Origin of the sequence: Draconibacterium sediminis (genome assembly GCF_000949475.1) — a bacterium.
GTDB classification, from domain to species: Bacteria; Bacteroidota; Bacteroidia; order Bacteroidales; family Prolixibacteraceae; genus Draconibacterium; species Draconibacterium sediminis.
Map to the genome: position 1 here is coordinate 86594 of NZ_JRHC01000004.1, position 21268 is coordinate 107861.

The window sequence follows — 21268 nt, forward strand, 5'->3', positions numbered from 1 at the left end:
GAAAGCACAAACTGAAAATTTGAATGGTTGATCCCGGTGTAATGCTCGATCAGATTTTAATCGATTTGGGCGGCAGGAAGGGGAGTCATGCTCTCCAGAAGGAAACCAAATTTAGAAAATGAAGTACAGCAGAATAAAAGCTTTATATTAGTATTTGTAAGAAAACGATCAAACTGGTTTAAAATGCTCATCAGGTATGTATTGATAATTTGTTTGTTAGTCTCCACAGAAGCGTTTAGTCAGGGAATAAAATTCGAACATTATTCCGATGACCAGGGACTTTCGCATAACTCGGTCAGGCATATCACACAAGACAATACCGGTTTGTTGTGGCTCGGCACTTTTGATGGGCTAAACAGTTTCGATGGCAACAACTTTACGGTTTACAAAAGCAAGTCGAAAACGCGGAAGAGCATAAACAACGACGACATTACCGCACTTGCATTCAACAACAGTTCCGACCAAATGTGGATTGGAACAAGAAACGGGCTTACCCAACTTGATTTAAGAACATCTGAGTTTAAAACCTTTTTACCCGAGGAAGACAATCCGCAAAGTTTACCCGATCCTGAGATAAGAGCCTTGTTCATCGACAAACTCGACCGTGTTTGGGTGGGCACAAAAGACCAGGGACTATACATTTACAATGCAATAACCAACGACTTTACTAAGGTTGAAATCAACGGTTTTAACTACATCAAATCGATATACGAAGATGCGGATGGTTCGATCTGGATAGGAAGCAACGGAAGAGGTGGCATTGCAAAGATTAATCTGAACAGCGCCGGTGCCGTTGTAACGATAAAAACCTACGAATTGTTTGTTCCCGGTTCGGAAGAAGTAAACCCTTATACTTACTTTATATATCAGGATAATAAATCGGATATTTTTGTGGGAACAAGAGAAGGCTTGTATAAACTCGATAAAGCTGAAGATACTTTTAAGTTACTTCCGATTGCCAATACATCGGTCCGGAATTTATTAGGTCCCTATTTTATTTGTGTTGCACAGGCTCCTAACGGAAAATACTGGGTTGGAACGCTTGGCGGACTGCTTGTTTGCGATCAGTTAGAAGACATAAGTACCGGAAATTATGAGTGGTATTATTCGGTATTGTCAGATCAATCGTCGCTGGTAGATAACTCCGTTTCGGCTTTATATTTCGATCATTCAGGGGTATTATGGATAGGTACCGAGAATGGACTGGACAAATACGACGCGTACAAGAACCAGTTTAAAAGCATAAAGGATATTTCGCTTTTTATCAACGATAAGATTCCAAGGATCAGCGGTTTTGCTCAAACTTATGACGATAAGCTTATTGTATCAACCCATGACAATGGCCTGTTTTTAGGAGAGAACAATAAATTCTCGGTACTTTCAAACAAATTCAAAAAAATAACCAGCATTTATACCTACGATGGGAAAACCTTTTTCTGCGGATTATGGAATGGCGATATTCTGGTGTTTAATTACATTACCCGGACTTTTACCACGGTTGATGTTGGCTTTGGCGAAACACCAACTTTTGCTTTCACACGGATGGAAAACGGCGGTTTATTTATCGGATCGCACGGTAATGGAGCTGTAGTGCTTAACACAGAAACGAATACTTATAACCCGCTTCTTCCTGATTTTTTCTACGATATTTCTACTAACCAGGCATTTTCGGATGCCGATGGCAAACTTTGGCTGGCCACCGAAACAGGTGTAATACGCTACAATCCGCTTACAAATGAGGCTAAAATGTACCATAGCTACCTGCGCTTACCGGGAGATTCTTTGGCTATGTGTGCAAAAGATATCGGGATTGACAGCCAGGGAAAAATTTGGGTAGCAACAACAGAAGGACTGGTATATTACTCCAGAATTGAAGATGAATTTACGCTGGTTGATACAACGGGCGAACTTCGCGAAGACTGGATTACGGATATTCGGTTTGAGAAGGACGGAAAAATGTGGTTAAACTTTAACAACAACAGGGTTGGAAGTTATAATCCATCAACAGAGCAATTAAATGTTTATCATATCAATAACGGAATCCGACTCGATATTTTCAGTAACAGGGGGTTCTTACTTCTCAATGATTCAATTGTTTATGTGCCGGGAAAAGAAGGGATTATATACTTTCCCACAACTATTGTAAACGACAATACAGTTTCGGAACCGCCATTTATTACCGAAGTAAAAGTTCAGAACGAAAAAGTTTTCCCGGGCGATATTATTAACGGGCAGGTAATTCTTAACGAGGATATTAACTACTCCAAAAGAATGACATTAAAATATGCCAACCGCAACTTTTCTCTTTCATTCTCGTCGCCATCGTATGTTAACGTAAGGTTGAACAAATACCAGTACATGCTCGAAGGTTTTGATGAAGAATGGATTACAAGCGATAACAATTCACGCAATATTCAATATACCAATTTATACCCGGGAACTTATGTTTTTAAGGTTAAAGTGCAAAATAGCAGTGGATTTTGGAGCGATGTGTCGGCTTATACAATCGATATTGAGCCTCCTTTCTGGCTTACTTATAAAAGCATCATATTGTTTATCCTTCTTATTTCTTTAATTATCTACTTAGTACATACACAAATAAGAAAAAGTATGTTGCTTAAGCAGGAATTGGTTCTTGAGAAAGTAAAGCACGAAAAAGATGAAAAGCTGAACGACGAAAAACTGCGGTTTTTTACCAATATTTCGCACGAATTGCGTACACCGATTTCATTAATTCTTGGACCTGCCAAACAACTTATTGAAGAAGGACGTGTAACTGATTACCAAAAAAGCCGGGTGGAGTTAATTCTTAATAATTCGGGCAGGCTGTTGCATTTGGTTAACCAATTGCTTGATTTCAGAAAAGCACAAACCGGGGAGTTAAAACTGAAAGTTTCGGATACCGATATTTTAGAGCTAACAAAAAATGCATTTAATTCTTTTAAAAGTTTTGCATCAGAAAAAAGTATAAATTTCAATTTAACGACTGAACACGATCAGATTCTGGGCTGGATTGATCGCGATAAATACGATAAGGTGCTTTACAACCTTTTATCGAATGCTATAAAATTTACGCCTAAATATGGCAATGTTGATTTATATGTGGGAGTGATAAACGATGGAACACAAAAACTGCATGTTGAAGTTAGCGACAACGGCATCGGTATTCCTCCCGAAAGTATCGATAAAATTTTTAAGCGTTTTTACCAGGCCGAGAATAGTAAAACCGAAAACACCGGATCGGGAATTGGTTTGTCGTTGGTGGATTCGTTGCTTAAAATACATAAGGCAACGATAAATGTTCAAAGCGAACAGGGAAAAGGGAGTGTTTTTACCGTTAAAATCCCTATTGAAAGAAAAAGCTATAAAGAACATGAAATTTTTGATGTAAACACAACATTTTACGACGACGAGGTTCAACCGAAATTGCAACCCAAACAGGTGCTTCAGTCAACCTCGTTAAAAGAAAAAATTCTGGTGATCGAAGACAACATCGAATTAAGAAAGTTTATTGTTGATTATTTATCGGACACCTACAAGGTTTATGAAGCTGAAGACGGACTTAAAGGACTGTTGCTGTGCAGGCAGATAAAACCAATGCTTTGTATATCAGATATAAAAATGCCGGTTAAAGATGGTTTTGAGTTTTGTATGGAACTAAAAAAGGACGATCTCATTAGTCATATCCCGGTTATTTTGCTAACGGCATTATCCGATAACGAAAACCAAATTAAAGGCTACAAACTGGGTGCCGACGGGTATGTTGCAAAACCCTTCGATCCGTTGTTGCTAAAAATACAGATTCAGAATATCATTAAGTCAAGGATCGATTTAAAAGCAAAATTCTCGGGAGAAGTTGAAAGTAAAATAAACATTTTATCGCACTCTCCGGTCGACGAAGTGTTTATCAATAAGCTTAGCCAATTAATCGAAGAAAATATACAAAACCCAGATCTAAATATTGATTTCCTGTGTAAAGAAATGGGGATTAGTTCATCGAAACTATATCGTAAAATAAAGGAATTAACAAACCTTTCGCCCAACGAATTTGTAAGGACTTTACGCCTGAAGAAATCGGCTCAATTGTTAAAAAGCAAAGAGTACAATGTCTCGGAAGTATCGGATATTGTTGGCTTTAACGACCCGCTATACTTTAGCCGTTGTTTTAAAAAGCAGTTTGGTTTTTCGCCAAGTACTTTGTTGTAGATATTCCGTTGCGGGAATTAGTCGTTTTAAGGAAATTCCTTTCAGGAAATAAAACAACTATTCATTTTTCAAGATCAGAAGAAATTATTTCAGCCCATTTCAAATAACCTTTTGCTGTTAAATGAAGGCCATCGTTGGTGAAATTAGGATTTAAATAGTTGGTATTATCCTCTGTAAACGAAGAAAACAAATCAACAAATTCAACATTGTTATTATTGCACCAGCGATTTAGTTTTTCGTTTATGTCCATTACTTCATTGGTTTTACTCACATGGTTTGAAAATTTACGGAACGATGGATTCACAGGTAAAATACTTTGCACATAAACCAGTGTTGAGGGAGAACTCTCGCGAATGCTACTTGCAATTTTGCAAATGTTTTGAAAAACGGTATCTGCCGGAATGTTCCGGGCCAAATCATTAATCCCGATTAACAAAAATACTTTTGCGGGTTTTGATCGTGTTACTTCATCAAGCCGGTAAAGAACACCTTCAGTGATATCTCCGCTTATTCCCCGGTTCTTAATATTGGGATTTTGAAATAGTTCACTCCATTCACATCCATCAGTTATACTATTGCCCAGCATGATGATTTCATTCGGGGTGTCCGGAAGCTTTTCAAATAACGTTAGCCGCTGATTGTAATAGGTGCTAAAAGTATTGTCTTGTGCCGTGAGCTGTGCAACGCTTATCAAAAGCAATAGGAGCGCAAAGAAAATTTGTTTCATAATTTTACTAAGGTAAATTGTAACGTTACTATTTTCATAAACGGATACTTAAAAACCTGAATCTTAATCATGCTCCTTATTCGCCGTGGTTGGTTTGAGCGTAAGTAACTGAACCAGGACTGCTGCCGCTACTGGTATGGAAAGTAATGCCATATCTCTACCCAAATGTCCTGAATCTGTTGATTTTCCGAGCAATTCTGTAACAAAGGCTCCGGCAAAAACACCTGTTAAGTTCATCAAACCATAACCTGCTGCCCGGTGTTTGGGAGATACAAACTGACAAAGGATGGGCATATTGTTGGCGTCGAACATTCCATAGCCAATTCCGAATATCACGCCACCTCCAACAATGCCTATGAATCCATTTCCATATCCAAGTAAAAGTAGCGATGGAATCATCAGGCTTAATCCGATTGCTCCGGTATAAATTCTACCACGTAAATTTCTTGAAATCCAGCGGTCAGCGATTATTCCACCTGAAATTACCCCAATGAAAGACGAAGCTGCAATAGTAATAGTAGCCAGTGGTCCGGCTTTTGACATGTCCATTCCTAAACTTTCAGAGAATAAGGTGGGTAACCAGTTTTTTGTCGCCCATCCCGGAAAACTGGGAGCGGCAAAATAAAACAGAATTACCCAAAAGCTCACAGTCCCGAGTAACATTCCAAGACTTTTTGAGATGGATGAAAATCCACTGGTTTTTGCTGAATTGGTTGCTGATTCTTGTTCTGAAACAAAACGGTCTTTTTTCTCGCGAAGAAAGAAAATAAGAATTACGCTGTATGCAATCCCCACTAATCCAAAAGAATGAAAAGTAGTTTGCCATGAAAACTGGTGCGCAACCGTTGCCCCGAATCCGCCGATCGCCTGACCAAAGTACAATCCGGTCATGTGTATTCCTACTGCAAGAGAGCGCGTACCCTCTTTGTGATAGTCGGCAATAAGAGCAAGTGCAGCAGGGATATAAAGTGCTTCACTGATCCCCATCAAAGCCCGAAGAACATATAAAACCTGGAAGTTATTTGAATAACCCATTGAAAGCGTAACGCCTGACCATACTGCCAAGCTTCCAACGATTAACCATTTTCGGTTAACGCGGTCGGCAATTAAACCTGCAACGGGGCTCATCAAGGCGTATATCCACAAAAAAACAGCCATGAGTCGACCAAAATTCTCCGCAGTTTCAAGCTCTTTAATATCAATCATCATCGATACTTTCATGGTGGATAGCATCTGGCGATCCATGTAATTGAGCAGAGCAACCACCCATAAAAGTGCAACTACAATCCAGGAGTATATCGATTTATTTCTAAGTTGATTCATTCGTTCAAGTTATTTGATGTCTGTTTATGTTTTGTCATTTATTTTTTCCAATGTTTTCCAAACCTGGAATAATCCTCGCGGTACATGGAAACAGCCTTTCCATTTACCCCCTTTTAAAGGTAATAATACATCTCCGCTTCGGTTCAGGTATCCAAACCATTCACCATAATTCGGGTCTGCAAAATGCGACCAGGTGTAATCGTGTACTTTTTCAAACCAGTTTAAACATTCCCGGTTCCCGGTAAGCTCATAACCTTTAATAAGCGTGATTAAGGTTTCGATGTGTACCCACCAAAGTTTCTGGTTCCATTCGAGTTGTTGCGGTGGATTTCCTTTAATATCGAGGAAATAGAAAATACCGCCATATTCTTCATCCCATCCGTATTTTAAGGTTCGTAAAGCAATATCAACTGCTTTTTGTGAGAGGTCAGGTCTTTTTAGCCTTTCCGATAAATTCATGATAAACCACATGGCTTCAATGGCATGTCCGGGATTTAGCAGGCGTCCTTCGAAGGAATCCGAAAAGCTACCGTCGGGATTTACATTTTCCAGAATCAATCCGGAATCCGGCTGGTAGAAGATTTCCATAACCTCATATAGCACTTGGATAATGGTGCTATCCACCAAATCGGGCTCCAACAGGTGTTCGATTTCCAGCGACAGGTTACAGAGAATCATCGGAAGCGAAAAGCCTTTTAACGGACGAGTACCGGATACAAGTTTATTGTAACTTCCTTTTGGATTGTCTTTTCGTTTTAAGATATTTTGGAAGGTATCTTTTGCAATTGAAGCAAATTCTTCATTGCCGGTAGCTTTGCCAAGCTGACCAAATGCCATGGTCGCAAAACAGTCAGAAAATATATTGTATGGCTGCACAAGCGGCTTGCCTTCGCGAGTTAATGAAAAGTACCAGTTTAGATTTCCGTCGTGCCCGTATTTTTGAAGAAATGCAGCACCATCCAAGGCAATTTGCAGCCATTCCTGTCTTTGTTCTACTTCGTTGTAGAGTTTCGCAAACATCCAAACCTGGCGGGCTTGCAGCCAGATAAATTTGTCAGTATCAAACACTTTTCCCTCACGGTCTAAACAGGTAAAATAACCGCCAAATTGTTTGTCGATTGAGTTGTTCTCCCAAAAAGGAATCACATTCGTTAACAACTCATTTTTATATTTTTTCGATAAGGCTTTAAGATCCATTTTTCTGTTTTACTGCTTAAAATTATTTCTTATTGTCCACTGAAAATTCGGCAAACGTAACTTTCGGAGTGCGCACACCAGGTCTGATTTCTCCGTTGGGAATGTAAATCCGGTTACCGTCTTTTACCGCCAGGGTTGTTACCTGAGTCGGAAAAGGCAGTTCATCTATTTCAATACATTTCCCGGTTAATGTGTTGTATAGAAATACCTGCCTGCTAAATCCCGGATGGTTTTCCAGGTGTTTAATTTTCTGATCTATGATTTGCTGTTTTTGCTCCTGATTTTCAGCAGCTGCCGTAGCATTGATAAATTCCTCCGTTTTATTGTAGAGAAAACCGTTATCGCCACCCAGTAAAATAATGTGATTTTTTCCTAAGGCTGCACCTGTTCCGGCAGCAAGCGTTATCGAATTCATTTCATCACTGTTTATTTCTCCATCAATCTGCCATTTGTTTTTCGATGGTGAATATTTCCAGATTGAAGTATAGAAAGTTGTTAGTTCACCCGTTTTGTCGCGACCACCAAGTACATAAATGCAGTTTTCCGTACCATCCCACTGGGCTGCCACAACTGCATTCGAAACCGGTTTTGGTAAATCGGGAAGCTGTTTCCACTCTACTTTTTGGGTCGACATATCGGCACAATAGAACCTTGCCAGGGTTCCCTCAACCGCTGAACCTCCGGCAACATACACTACCGATCCTATAGTTGCAGCACCGCTATTTGAGATGGCCTCTGGAAAATCCGTAAGCGCACTGATTTCAACTTCTGTCTTGTTCAACTTCAGTTTAAAAACTTTCGAAAGTGGCCCGTCCTGATTTTCGCCTCCTATGCATATGATTTCTCCGTTTAATGATACACATGCTGAGTAGGCCAACGAAATAGGTAATTTTGCATTGGCGACTTTCCAAACGGCTTCATTCTCTTTTAGATTGAAGAAAAAAATATCATCGTAATAGGTTTTTGTTCCACCCTTCCAAGGTAGGGAATCCGGGAAATTCGAACCTCCTGCAACAATTAAAGTTTCTGAAGATATGCCAGCCAAAGGACCTGCAAGCCCTTTTTGTTCCTGCTGATCGGTGGCTGGCGGTATATCTGGTAAACTTCCCCAATTGATCTTCATAGCTGTTTCTTTATCACCCGGGGTACATTGTAAAAAAATAATCCCCAGAAAGAGTAATACAAATAGGTTTACGATTGACTTAAAGCTTGCTGAACAGATCCTGCATTTGTAATCCCTGAACATCTTTTTCAAATTCCTGGTATGCTTCATTGCTCATATTTTTTACCGGCAAACGAAATTCCCCGCATTCAAAACCAATATACCGCATGTAGGCTTTTCCGGTTGCGATTCCTCCGTATTTTCCCAACAGGCGAATCATGTCGATTGATTGTTGCTGTAACTTACGTGCCATTTCAAAGTCTCCGTTATCAAAGGCATCAATAAGCTGGTAGTAGAGTGGGGCGGCATAGTTAAATGTACTTCCAACTCCTCCACGTGCTCCCAAAATCAATGCCGATAAAAGGTTCTCATCACGCCCCCATAGCATATCATATTTACCGTTTTCAAAGTTGATACAACTCTGAAAATCCATAAAATCCTCGTGGGTGTATTTAATCCCGGCAAGGTTTGGAATGGCAGTTGAAGCTTCTTTCAAAAAGTCGTACATGGAAATGTTGCATCCTGTAAGCACCGGAATATGATAAAAGTAAACCGGCATTTGTGGAACTGCCTCCGCCACCTTAGCACAAAATTCAACCAGCGCTTTGGCATTTGCAGGTTTAAAATAATAGGGTGCGAGTAGTGCTATGGCATCCATCCCAATTTCTTCCGAGTGCCGGGCATTCTCGATGCATTCGGCATAACTGGTTCCGCCAACAAGGTTGATTATTTTTAGCTTGCTTTGTTTTGCTGCCAGAGCCCAATATTCAGCAGTTTTCATCCTTTCTTTTTGAGTCAGAGAAACTCCTTCGCCGGTTGAGCCATTAATGAATGCGCCGCTTACCTCATTTTTTTCGAGAAGATCGTGATACAGAGGAATCCGGTCATAAAGAATATTTCCTTGTTTATCCTGTGTGGAAAATGGCGCTGCTATAAGTCCTTCAATTTTAGTAATCATGCTTTATTTGTTGGTTTTTAATGTGATTTCTGAATTGTATTTTAGTTGTTCTACCTCCTGAAAATTGCCATTACTTCCAGCAAGCGGAACGAACGAGAACATGCGTTTCCATGTATTTTCAGTTAATGGAATCTTCAATAGAACTTCATTCCACCCCTTTTCAAAATTGATGTATGTGGGTTCTCTGAAATAATAATTTTCATCTGTAAAAGGTATTTCTTCAGAGTTGGATTCGAGGCCGGGTTGTTGCCAGGTTGGGGCATTAATTTGTTGTTTATTTACCCATACTTTTGGATCAGTATTATGCCACTTCTCTTGTTCGGGGAATGGCCCTCCGCGTCTTCCCCCGGAACGTGACCAGTCGTGAAAACCAATCCAGACACTTAATTTTTGGGCTTTTGGAGACCAAATGCGTGTGAAGGCATAATAAGATCCATTGGCCTTTGGGAAATAGGACGGATATCCGAAGAAATGTTGCAAATGAATTGTTCCGCCGGTAATTCCTTCTGTCCAGTTATATTCAACCGAATCCACTTCATATTTTTCACGGATTGAATCTTCCACTGCAAATTTTTGAGTCACGTTTCCTTTATGATCAAACGGACCAATTATACTCCACTCCATGTTGGTTTGTCGAACGTAGGGGAAAGGTTTTTCCCTGAAATATTTATCACGATGCTCAATCAACCGGTTTTCAAATTCACGAAATTCGTTGAAAAGTGAATCTTCCTCGGGAGGTAATTTTGCCAAATATTTATCATCTGTTTTTTGTTGCTGTCCTTTCCAGGATGTTTCGCTATAAGTAAGAATACCCGGGTAAACTGGGTTCTGTTTTAGGATATCGTATTCGTTATTAACGTTGTTGTCGTTCCAGCGACAAAGAATTCCACCTAACCGCAGCGAGTCTCCGTGAGCAGCTCCACAAATTCTGTCGAAATACAGTTGTGGTACTCCGGCCAGCGGATCGAGATGATTTAGATAGTTCAACCGCGAATCGAGATAAGGGTGCCCGGGTTTAGGAGTTCCGGCAGAAGACCAAAGTTGTGTAATGGAACTCGTATCATTTTTTATTGCGATTCCGGGTCTCCAAACAATGACTTTTCTTCCTTGACTCTCAACCTTATTAATCAGCCTTGATAATAAGTCTGGATCCGGACGCTCGTATTCATGCCAAACTTCATCGGTGCCCAAATGGATGTAAGGCATCTGTTCTGCAGGAACCAGGCTGCATAGTTCATCGATAAGGTCAGTTAAAACCTTCTCCATCAGTGGATCTCGCATCGATTCAATCCGGAGTGCTTCGCGAAAGGCCTGACTATGTCCCGGCACATCAAATTCGGGTATAAGCGTAATGTTCTTCTGATTACAATAGTTCGCCAGATCGATAAACTCTTCCTGTGTATAATACTTCCCGGGCTTCCGACTCATTGACTGGGGACTGTTCAGCTGAGGATAGATTTTACTTTCCAACCTCCATCCCGGATTGTCGGTAAGGTGGAGATGGAATACATTCATTTTGTACGCAGCCAATACATCAATCTGATCTTTTAACATGTTGATCGATTGATAATTTCTGCCCACATCCTGCATAAAACCTCGTACTTTAAACGCGGGCCAGTCAACAATAGAACACCCGGTTAAATACCTGCCGTTCGTTTTGGTGTAGCTTAGTTGTTTTATCGTTTGTTGTCCCCAAAAAAGTCCTTTTGCGGTGGTTGCTTCAAGTAGCACTGAATCATTAGTGATAATGAGTTTATAGGCCTCTTCTTCGTTAAAAGGAACCTCTTCGATTTGAGGTACTAATCGTTGAATGAATGATGTATTGCTGTCCGCTAAATAGAAATTCTGCTTATTCCATTCCAGCTTTTGTGGCAGAGGAATTAATGCCGGATCTTTACTTTCTTTCGTACCGCAGGATATAAGCTGCAATACAATTAAAATAGCGGCGAGATTAAAAAGCAGATATTTTATTGAAGTCGTCAATTTCTTCTGATTATTTATTTTTTAGAATATCAGCAATTGCAATTTTTTGGAAATAGAGCTCTTTAACTCCTTCGTATAGTATTCCTATTGTTTCGTCGTCGACCATGGTTAGACATGAATACCCGTAACCGCCTTGTTCGTTAAGTTCTACCTGAAGTTCTTCAGGCCACGTTAGCCCGTTATCAAGACTGGCTTTTATTGTCATATTCTTCCTTTCATTTTTGTTGTTGGGATTTGAAAAGAACAGAACATTCTTTTTGCTGCCATTTAAAGTCACTTCGGTCCCAATGATACTGGCCATACAATTTGATTCCGGAAGGGCATGATTTGAAGAAGGATGAACTTCCCATGTTTTCCCCCAATCGTTGCTTACAGAAACGGCACGTCCATTGGTATCTCCCTTGTCTTTGCGATTCCTGTCGTCTCGCATGTTAAGCATCAGACTACCATCGGGTAATTCTACCACTTGTGCTTCGGTAGTGTTTGTTTTTGCCCCGGTTCCAATTTCCCATGTTTCGCCCTGGTCTTTGCTGTAAACAATAGTTGAGTGGCAGGTGAATTGTCCTCCATCCAAGGCTTTGTCACCGGTATCGGATTTAAACTGTGCCGGGAATACCAGTGTTCCGTCATCCGTGCAAATTCCTCTGCCGGGACCTTGTAAAAGCAGTTGCCAAGCCGGATCTTTTATCTGTTCTGTAATGTTTATTGGTTCCGACCAGGTTAATCCATCATCGGTACTCTTTGCCAAAATAAACTGCCCCGTTTCTTCAGGGGATATTCCCGGTTTTGATGCCCACCACAGCATGTCTTTTTCAGTAGCCCCGCTTATCCAGAGGGCAGCTACCCAGATAGTATTTGTATTGTTGTCGTATAACACACAAGGATCGCCAATGCCATTTAGTCTTTGCGAGCGGCCTCCCCATTCACCCATGTCCATAATAATTTTCATGGGTTCCCATGTTTGTCCTCCATCAGTGCTGCGGCTCATACCGATATCAATATCTTCCTGCAAATCTTTGCTGTTATTATAACGAGCATCATATACGGCAATTAAAGTTCCCTTATTGGTAGTTACCATTCCCGGAATTCGATAGGTATCGCAATTGTCCTGACCTTGTTGCCGAACAATGTGGCCAATCCGGATGGTGTTTTTTTCAAGCTGAATGGACTGTTTTGTATTGTGGTCGAATTCAAGAATAACCGTTTCAAGTTGAATCTGATTCTCAATATTGGTGTTTTCCTGTGCCTCAAATGAAAATGAGAATGAGTTGTTGGGATCAGATACAGGCAGATCTACTGTAATAGTAGTTTCTTTTCCAATACTGGAAGTTTCACCGATTTGCAATGATTCCTGAGCATTGTTTGCAGCTCTTCCAAGAAGCTGTATTTTTTTTAATGTATTTTTTACATCGTCGTTCGAGAACCGTAAAGTTGCAGACGTTAATCTTTCATATTGTGTATTCTCTGTTTTGGGAATATTTACTACTGCAATCTCGTTGACAGATTTTTGTAAAAATACCGGTACCTTCTTCATGTGAATGGTAATTTCCGGTTCAGACAATACATCGTCATTGGTGGCAAATCCCTGGTTACAGCTTCCGAATGAAGTTATTTGTACCAGAAAAAGAAGTAGGAAGATTAGTTTTCTCATAATATTATAATTTGCTCAATTATCAGGTTTTTTAGGAGGAGAGCCTAATTTTTTAGGCCCTCCTTTTTTCCTAACCAAACTAAATCTATGCAAAAATCGCTACTTAATAGCCATCTGTTTGTGTTAATTCCGAATCATTTGCAAGCATACTCTCCGAAATTGAGTAGTAAATCTTATAAGCTTCGGAAGCATCAATAGAAGCTACTTCGTCAAAAACGTAAGATTCTCCGGCTCTAACCAGATCCCACCATCTTTTACCTTCACCAATGAACTCTTTATAGCGTTCATCAAGAATGGCTTGTGCATTTTGATCTTGGGAACCACTCGTAAATTCATGTCCTGAGAAGTTATCTCCATAGGCACGGGATCTTACGGCATTTATTTCTTCTGTAGGATCTTCTCCAAGATTATTCTTGGCTTCAGCAAGTAAAAGCAGTACATCGGCATAGCGATATAGTGGCACGTTGTTGTAGCTCCAGCGCGTACCGTCATCTCCAACGACCCCTAGAAATTTATTTAATATCGCTCCCTGATAATTCGGATTGCTTGCCTCGAATGGAATATGGTTGTTTCCATCGTCGTAAATACGTATAAATGTGCTACGTCGCTGATCCTCCGGATCATCTAATAGAAGCAAGGTTTTTTCAGATGCGCCATAACGGCTTAATCCATTCACTACAAAGTCACTCATTGAGTTTCCTTCTTCATCAAACAAGCTTACCAGGTCTACTGCACGAGTAGTAAACAAACTTCCGTAAAAGTTTCCTGCCTGATCCTTCTGATAGTCAATAGTAAAAATAAACTCAGAGTTGTTTTCGTTACCTTGTCCCCAAAGGTTACTGTAGTCGACAAGGTTAAAACCATCAATTTGCTGAAGGGCTGCTTTGGCTTCTGTAAAATCACTGTTACCTCCACCAAGAACTTTGCCTGACCAGATATAAGCATCGCCTTTAAGCGCCAATGTTGCTGCTTTCGACCAGTATGTTTGTTTTCCCAACCATAAGCTGTTATCGCTACCAAAGTATTCCAGTGATCTTTCTATATCGCTTTTAATTTGTTGCATAACCTCTGTTTTTGGCGAGCGTGGTTTTTTCAATGCCAAAAGGTCAACCTCCAAAAGCGGTTCTGTGTTTATCGGTACGTCACCCCAGGCTTTCACCATGGTATAATAGATCTGAGCACGTAATCCATAGGCTTGTCCCAGCATATGGTTTAGCTCTGCTTCATTACTAAATTCCACATCCGGTGCACTTTTTATAAAGTCGTTGATGTAATGCAACAAACCATAAAAGTTTGCCCAATTGCCAAAATAAACCAGTGTAGAACTGATGTTGTTAGCCATCAGGTCCACATCATTTGGCGAGTTGGCAAAGGTATTCCCTCCCCAAATATCAGAGCGAACCTCCCCCATTTGCCATTGCGTGAAGGTATAGTTCCGGTAATTGGCATAGATTCCTACATGAGCAGCTTTTACTGCTTCTTCTGTATCCCAAAATCCGTTGTAAGTTAAATCACTCTCCGGTTTCATGTCCAGGTCGCAGGACATCAGGAATACAATTGATATAAATAATAGAATATATTTCTTCATGATTGAAATTTCTTAAAATGTTACATTTAGACCAAGCGTATAAGTTCGTGGAAGAGGGAATCTTCCGGTATCAAGGCCAGACGATGATTCTTCGGGAGAACTGCCTGAGAATCCATTAAAGTAGGCTAAATTCGAGCCACTCAGATATAGTCTGACATTTTGAAAAACATTGTTTGCAATTTTTCCGTCAAGATCATAGCTAAGCGTTACTTCGCGTAATGCCAGGTAATCGCCTTTTTCCCACATGCGAGAGCTGCTGCTGGTCATTGAACCCTGGTCACCTCCTGCTGCCATGTGATTTCTTTGGCGGTCAACCAACGTAAAAACAGGCACATTTGAAGTTGGGTTTTCCGGAGTCCAGGAATCCGCAATTTCTGCCGGTCCGTTTTGGTTACCCTGGGTTTGTGCAATTCCTTTTACCCTACGGCCATTGATAATGTAATGTCCGATGGCAAAGTCTGATTTCATGAATAAGCTAAAATTCTTATAATTCAACTCAGTTGTTAAACCACCGGTAAAATCAGGTGTTCTGCGTCCGATAACAACGCGGTCGAGATAGTTGATTACATTATCGCCATTTAAATCTTTCCAACGCGTATCACCCAGGAACCTAACATCTTTTTTAGTTGCAAATTCAACTATTCTACCGGCATCTGCATCAATATCTGCCTGAGTCTGGTATACGCCATCAAAAACATAAGCTGTAATTACATCCAAACCAACTCTTTCGCCTTCCTGTAAGCCTCCAACATATTTTGTGTCTCCGGTTTTCGGATCATAAATCTCAGTACCGCCCTGGCGATTGTTTTCAACGCCATTCTCAGGCAGTGATTTTGCATAGTTTTTTACCGAATAATAAGTCAGGCCAACATTCCATTTGAAGTCGTTAGTTTTAATAACATCTGCGTTTACCTGCAACTCTAATCCTTTGTTCTGAAGCGTACCGTTGTTAGTTGTAATTGATGAGAAACCTGTCCATAAGGGCAAAGTAAGTCCGGCCAGTTTGTCTTTAACATCGCGAATGAAGTAGTCTGCGATTAAAGTTACACGATCGTTATAGAATCCAACATCAACACCCATATTGAAGGTTGTTGAACGTTCCCACTTCAAATCGAGCAAAGGCAATTGTGTGTTGGCATAACCTGATTGAGTATCGTAAACAGCTGTTTTTGCATAAGTTCCGAATACCCCAAAATTGCTTAAAACGTCGATATTTCCGTTAACACCGTAGCTTAAACGAGGTTTAATTTTGCTAACCACATTTTTAACTTTTGATGTAGCAAAGAAGTCTTCGTTATGAATGTTCCATCCTGCTGACACGCCCGGGAAAAAATCATATTTGTTATTCCCTAAACGAGACGTTCCATCATGCCGGAAAGTAAAACCAAGTAAGTATTTGTAATCAAAATCGTAGTTTACCTGGCCAAAAACGGAAGCAATTTCGTATCCGGTTTTGTACGAATAAGGTACACCACTTGCTTCTGAACCAACATTCATGGTGTAAATAAGATCAGTTGGCGAAAGACGAGTAGCCGCATTAAATGTAAAATAGTTCTCTTTGAAATATTCAGTACCAACAAGAGCACTCACATTGTGTTGGTTAAACGATTTTTTGTAATTCAACATTGCTGTTACCTGGTCGCGCAAAGTACGGGTGTGCGAGGCCGATGCCTGTCTTTCTGTTCGCAAACTACCCGAACTCAGATAAGCTTTATTAAAAGATTCGTTTGAATTATTTACCGAGAAATGACTTCCGCGAACCGTTAAATTAAAATCGTTCAGAAATTTGTAATCAAACTGAACTGATCCGGTAAGTCTTTCTTCCAGGTTATTTCTGATGAACTTATCCTGGTAATACAATGGGTTACCAAATCCCAAATATGTTCCGGGTTGGTATTCTGATGATAAACTTCCGTCAGGATTGTTGTTATAAATTCTGGAAGTTGGAGCCAATCCTGCAGTACGCTGGAACAGGTTATAATCGCTGTCGTAAGGAAGATCTCTTTTTGAATGCGAATAGATCAAATTTGATGAGACCTTCAGGTTATCTGTGATTTTGTATGAAGCATTAAAAGTTCCGGAAACTCTTTCGAAAGAGGATCCAAAAACCAAACCATTATCATCCATGTAACCGAGTCCCAGATAATAGGTCCCTCTATCGTTACCACCATCAAATGACAAACTGTAATCCTGCGAATAGCTATCCTGATAGAATAATTCATTCATCTGGTTATCCATAAAAATCAGTTGAGTTCCCGGATTAACAGGATCTTCAATGGATTGCCATCCTTCATAATTTAATAGATACCTGTTTTCATCGGTAAGTACCATTGTGGTGTAAATGGAATTCGTGGTATTATTACCCGTTGCTGCAGCATGACCACCGGTTAAGAACACATCTAACCAGTTGTACCCCATCACTTCCTGTGCAGCACGAACACCCAGACGATTGAACTTCACGTAATCGGCTGCATTCAAATATTCCATTGGATCTTCACGACGTTGATTTGAAGTGAATTTTGCCCTGAAGTTGATATTCGATTTTCCAACTTTACCTTTTTTAGTGGTTACCAAAATTACGCCGTTTGCGGCACGCGCTCCATAAATTGCTGTTGAAGCAGCATCTTTAAGTACCTCCATCGATTCAATATCGTCGGAGTTTAATGCATAAAAAGATCCGGGTACACCATCAATTAAGATTAGAGGGCTTCCGGTACCTTCGAAACTTGTACCTCCCCGAACTACCAGACTTGGAGTAGAACCCGGTTGCCCTGTTGTTTGGGTAACCTTTAAACCTGCAATTGTACCTTGAAGTGCAGTAGCAGCATTTGAGCGAGGAACACTTTCCAACACTTTTGTGTCGAGCTTTGCAATTGATGTAGTCATCTCTGCACGGGATTGAGTGGTATATCCTGTTACAACAACTTCATCAAGTGCTGTCGTTTCAGTTTCCATAACTACATTCAAAAATTGTGACCCTGAAGTTTGGATTCTTTGTGATTTAAATCCAATCATCGAGAACATCAATTCTGTTTCCGGAGAAGAGATATCAATGCTAAACTCTCCGTCCATGTTAGTAATTGTTCCTGTTGTTGTACCAACAATAACAACATTAACTCCGGGTAGAGGTAAATTTTGAGAATCATCTACAACCTTTCCCCGGATTTCAACCTGTGCCATGCTGTTTACAACTCCTACAAACAGAAAGAGTAGTAAAAGAATGGATTTTTTAGTTAGAACATTTTTCATAAATTTGATTTTAATTATTGCTTTATGTATGACATAATGCATGCAAATATAGAGATTAGTTTTTTATTTCAAAATGATTTTTAAAATTTGTATGTTTTTAAAATTGATATCTTTATCGCATCATGACAGATCAAAATTTGATAAATCAAATACCATTAATCGATACCAGTAGTTTAGTCGACAAGGTTGAAATGCAATTGCTGGAGATCTTTATTACTAAAGGATTGAAGACCGGAGATAAGATTCCGAAGGAACTTGAATTAGCCAGTGCAATGGGGGTTAGCCGTACAGTAATTCGGGAGTCGTTAACCCGGTTGAAAGCCATGGGACTAGTGGATTCGATTAAGCATAAGGGGACAATTTTAACAAGCCCCAATCTTGCACAGATTCTTCAAAAATCGATGATTCCGAAAGTTTTGGATGATGAAACACTAAAAAATATTTTTGAGATTAGACTGATTCTTGAGATTGGAATGGCAGATTCGATTTTCAAAAATATCACCGAAGCTGATATATTGGAACTGGAACAAATAACAAACTCCGAGCCTGAGTCAACAGGCGATGTATTATTTGATATCGATCATGAGATCATGTTTCACGGAAAGCTCTATGAAATAACCAACAATTATACTTTGAAGAGTTTTCAGACAATTTTATTGCCGGTATTTAATTTTGTATATGATAGTGGTTTAATAAATCGGCCGATAAAAAAGAAAAAACATGTTTCGCATAAGGAGTTGGTTGAAATACTAAAAAACGGGAATCCTAAAAAATTCAGGGAGGGTATGCGAAAGCATTTGGATAATCACTTTAACAGATTGTTTGAATAGGTAGTATTATAGAAAATGATTCGTTTGGAGTCATCGAAAATTTAGATTTATTCTCCATATAACGTTTGATGGTTAAAGAGTTGCATCGGGAATAATTGAACTGAAAATGCAAAATACTCTGCTGTTGTTTGAGAATTCAAAGATACAGTCAAATATAAAATCACTATTTACAAGATCTTTACCACTCCATGTGCAGTCAGGAAACTTCCCAATTTTAACAAGTTGAAGTTTTAATGATTTCAGATTACAAATTCATTATAACAAGGCTCTTCTTTCCTGATAATTGACCTACTAATAACATCCTTCACAACAGAATTGATCCCAACGAAACATGTCTTTTGGAGGAGTTAAGAGAAGGCTTTGAAATTCACTTTTTTATATAACATTAAATTCATATTTTGCGTGTGCCTAAATGAATGAAAACTAATAAAACCAATACTGAACTGTTGTTGCGACTTAAACAGGACGATAAAGTTGCATTCTATAATCTTTATGAACGTTATAGTAAACGCTTGTACAGTTTTGTTTTCCGTTTTATAAAACAAGAGTCGGATACTGAAGAAATCGTTCAGGAAGTCTTTGTTAAAATATGGGAAAAAAGGAGAACAATTGATGCCTATTCATCATTTGAATCCTTCTTGTTTACTATCGCTTATAATTCAACAATCAGTTTATTCCGAAAGCGTATAAATGAAAAAAAGTACCTCGAACATCTTTTTGCTGTACAAAAGGAGCAAAAGAAACCGGAATTGATTGATGAAATTCAGTTTAACGATTTGACAGAGCAGATTGGCTGTTTAATTGAAGGTTTGACCCCGCGACAAAAAGAGATCTATCGGTTAAGTCGTGAATCAGGATTGACGTACCAGGAGATTGGTGAAAAATTAAATATATCGGCTACTACAGTAAAAAAACATATGGCAAACACATTGTCATATTTGAAAACGAATATGCAAAACAACATGTTTGCAGCCCTCCTGTTTATGCACCTTTTTTTATAATTCTTTTGCCAAAGCATACTCCCTTCCACAAGTTTAAACGTATTACATAGTAAACAAGCATAAAATGGTTGTTCAGTAAATATCTACTTGTTGAATAAAAGAAAGAGTTTTAGCAATTGAAAAAGATGAATAAAGAGCTAATAGTTAAATATTTAAATAATCAATGTTCTCCTGCTGAATTGGAAGAAGTAATCCGTTGGGTGAAAAATAAGCAATGGAGTGAAGATGCAAAAGATGAGGTTATCGAGTGTTGGAAATCTGCATGTGATAATGTTGAGATTGATGATCAAAGAATAGATTCAATATTTGATAATATTCTAAATGAGATTGAAACGGATAACACAAGATATTTGCAAACACACAACGAAAAGTGGAATTATTCAAAGGTTATTAGATTGATTTCCAGGGTTGCAGTGATTCTGTTGATTCCGGTTCTATTACTTTTTTCTTACACCATTTCTGTGCGAAACAAAATAGCACAAAATAGTTTTCAGAATTTAACTGATTCTTTGGAAGTGATAGCACCCCTGGGATCAAGGACAGTTGTTCAGCTTTCTGATAGTACCGTAATACATTTAAATTCGGGAAGTAAGATTAAATACCCACAGATTTTTAATGGTGATAGCAGAGAGGTTACTTTAACCGGTGAAGCCTTTTTCGAAGTAACGCATAAAAAAGATATGCCTTTCATTGTAAAAACGGAGTTTTTAAACGTGGCTGTTCTGGGAACATCCTTTAATGTATCAGCGTATACCAACCAAAATATTATTGAGACAACATTAGTAAAAGGCAAAGTGCGAATTGAAAATGCTAAAACCAATGAGGAATTAGGTGTCATGATTCCCGGACAACATACCAACTTTAATATAAGTGATGGCACAATAAAAACCTCAACAGGTGAAGTAGATAAGTTTATTGCCTGGATTGATGGAGTAATAATATTTGAGGAAACACCTATAATAGAAGTAGCTGATAAATTGAGCCGAATGTTTAACGTGGAGATAGTCGTGAAAGAATCGATTATGGATTACAATTATACGGTAACCTTAATTGATGAGCCTCTTTATCAGATTCTGGACTTAATGACACTTGCCAGCCCTATTAAATATTCCATTCTGAAAAGAGAGAAAAATCCGGATGGAACTTATTCAAAACAAAGGATAATATTAGATAAGAAATAATAACTAATTAAATCTAACTAAAAGAACATTTTGCCTATGGAAAACCTAAATTAAAAAAACAGGGAAATGCGCCAACACTTCCCTGTCGAGATTAAATTTTAACCCTATATGACGGTATAGGGTAGTTACAAACTAATCAACGCAAATTTATGAAAAATATCACGTGTACGTTCAGGAATGGAATATCTCCTGGATTTAAGAAACTTATGATG

The 21268-nt window shown here is 39.1% G+C and carries 13 protein-coding genes; 4 read left to right on the forward strand and 9 right to left on the reverse strand.

The features are described from left to right. Positions 1–183 precede the first annotated feature (183 nt). On the forward strand, positions 184–4206 hold the full coding sequence (locus LH29_RS14790) for a hybrid sensor histidine kinase/response regulator transcription factor (protein WP_045031908.1): 4023 nt from the start codon (positions 184–186) through the stop codon (positions 4204–4206). Positions 4207–4267: 61 nt separating this feature from the next. Here the strand turns inward: LH29_RS14790 and LH29_RS14795 are convergent, their stop codons facing one another. From LH29_RS14795 to LH29_RS14835, 9 genes are all read right to left on the reverse strand, one after another. Beyond that, positions 4268–4933 carry a GDSL-type esterase/lipase family protein gene (locus LH29_RS14795; protein ID WP_045031226.1) on the reverse strand — a complete coding sequence of 222 codons (666 nt, stop codon included), beginning with the start codon at positions 4931–4933 and terminating at the stop codon, positions 4268–4270. A 63-nt stretch (positions 4934–4996) separates the two neighbouring features. After that, positions 4997–6256, reverse strand: coding sequence for an MFS transporter (locus tag LH29_RS14800; protein ID WP_045031227.1), 1260 nt, complete (start codon positions 6254–6256; stop codon positions 4997–4999). A gap of 24 nt (positions 6257–6280) precedes the next feature. After that, positions 6281–7453 carry an AGE family epimerase/isomerase gene (locus LH29_RS14805; RefSeq protein ID WP_045031229.1) on the reverse strand — a complete coding sequence of 391 codons (1173 nt, stop codon included), beginning with the start codon at positions 7451–7453 and terminating at the stop codon, positions 6281–6283. Between the two features lie 22 nt (positions 7454–7475). Then, entirely contained in the window at positions 7476–8576 is a 1101-nt protein-coding gene (locus LH29_RS14810; protein ID WP_052670990.1) for a Kelch repeat-containing protein, read from the reverse strand. A gap of 79 nt (positions 8577–8655) precedes the next feature. Beyond that, the gene (locus LH29_RS14815) at positions 8656–9573 is read right to left on the reverse strand and encodes a dihydrodipicolinate synthase family protein (RefSeq protein ID WP_045031231.1); all 918 of its coding nucleotides are present in this window, start codon (positions 9571–9573) and stop codon (positions 8656–8658) included. Between the two features lie 3 nt (positions 9574–9576). Further along, a complete protein-coding gene (locus LH29_RS14820; protein ID WP_082063739.1) occupies positions 9577–11556 on the reverse strand; it encodes a family 20 glycosylhydrolase in 1980 nt (659 codons plus the stop codon). A 10-nt stretch (positions 11557–11566) separates the two neighbouring features. Further along, complete coding sequence (locus LH29_RS14825; RefSeq protein ID WP_045031233.1) at positions 11567–13207, reverse strand: sialidase family protein; 1641 nt, start codon at positions 13205–13207, stop codon at positions 11567–11569. A 103-nt stretch (positions 13208–13310) separates the two neighbouring features. Next, entirely contained in the window at positions 13311–14795 is a 1485-nt protein-coding gene (locus LH29_RS14830; protein WP_045031235.1) for a RagB/SusD family nutrient uptake outer membrane protein, read from the reverse strand. A gap of 12 nt (positions 14796–14807) precedes the next feature. Further along, positions 14808–18044, reverse strand: a complete 3237-nt coding sequence (locus LH29_RS14835) for a SusC/RagA family TonB-linked outer membrane protein (RefSeq protein ID WP_198152468.1) — start codon at positions 18042–18044, stop codon at positions 14808–14810. A gap of 122 nt (positions 18045–18166) precedes the next feature. Between LH29_RS14835 and LH29_RS14840 the strand changes: the two genes are divergently transcribed. The 3 genes from LH29_RS14840 to LH29_RS14850 all read left to right on the forward strand — a co-directional run bounded on the left by LH29_RS14840 (position 18167) and on the right by LH29_RS14850 (position 21056). After that, the gene (locus tag LH29_RS14840) at positions 18167–18874 is read left to right on the forward strand and encodes a FadR/GntR family transcriptional regulator (protein ID WP_045031237.1); all 708 of its coding nucleotides are present in this window, start codon (positions 18167–18169) and stop codon (positions 18872–18874) included. A 416-nt stretch (positions 18875–19290) separates the two neighbouring features. Further along, positions 19291–19875, forward strand: coding sequence for an RNA polymerase sigma factor (locus LH29_RS14845; RefSeq protein ID WP_045031240.1), 585 nt, complete (start codon positions 19291–19293; stop codon positions 19873–19875). Positions 19876–20000: 125 nt separating this feature from the next. Beyond that, positions 20001–21056, forward strand: a complete 1056-nt coding sequence (locus tag LH29_RS14850) for a FecR family protein (RefSeq protein WP_045031242.1) — start codon at positions 20001–20003, stop codon at positions 21054–21056. Positions 21057–21268: the final 212 nt, after the last annotated feature.

Excerpts from the sequence above, each read along its gene's own strand:
- LH29_RS14790 (WP_045031908.1), top strand. The coding sequence starts at position 184 with ATGCTCATCAGGTATGTATTGATAATTTGTTTGTTAGTCTCCACAGAA.
- LH29_RS14795 (WP_045031226.1), bottom strand. The coding sequence starts at position 4,933 with ATGAAACAAATTTTCTTTGCGCTCCTATTGCTTTTGATAAGCGTTGCA.
- LH29_RS14800 (WP_045031227.1), bottom strand. The coding sequence starts at position 6,256 with ATGAATCAACTTAGAAATAAATCGATATACTCCTGGATTGTAGTTGCA.
- LH29_RS14805 (WP_045031229.1), bottom strand. The coding sequence starts at position 7,453 with ATGGATCTTAAAGCCTTATCGAAAAAATATAAAAATGAGTTGTTAACG.
- LH29_RS14810 (WP_052670990.1), bottom strand. The coding sequence starts at position 8,576 with ATGAAGATCAATTGGGGAAGTTTACCAGATATACCGCCAGCCACCGAT.
- LH29_RS14815 (WP_045031231.1), bottom strand. The coding sequence starts at position 9,573 with ATGATTACTAAAATTGAAGGACTTATAGCAGCGCCATTTTCCACACAG.
- LH29_RS14825 (WP_045031233.1), bottom strand. The coding sequence starts at position 13,207 with ATGAGAAAACTAATCTTCCTACTTCTTTTTCTGGTACAAATAACTTCA.
- LH29_RS14830 (WP_045031235.1), bottom strand. The coding sequence starts at position 14,795 with ATGAAGAAATATATTCTATTATTTATATCAATTGTATTCCTGATGTCC.
- LH29_RS14835 (WP_198152468.1), bottom strand. The coding sequence starts at position 18,044 with ATGAAAAATGTTCTAACTAAAAAATCCATTCTTTTACTACTCTTTCTG.
- LH29_RS14840 (WP_045031237.1), top strand. The coding sequence starts at position 18,167 with ATGACAGATCAAAATTTGATAAATCAAATACCATTAATCGATACCAGT.
- LH29_RS14845 (WP_045031240.1), top strand. The coding sequence starts at position 19,291 with ATGAAAACTAATAAAACCAATACTGAACTGTTGTTGCGACTTAAACAG.
- LH29_RS14850 (WP_045031242.1), top strand. The coding sequence starts at position 20,001 with ATGAATAAAGAGCTAATAGTTAAATATTTAAATAATCAATGTTCTCCT.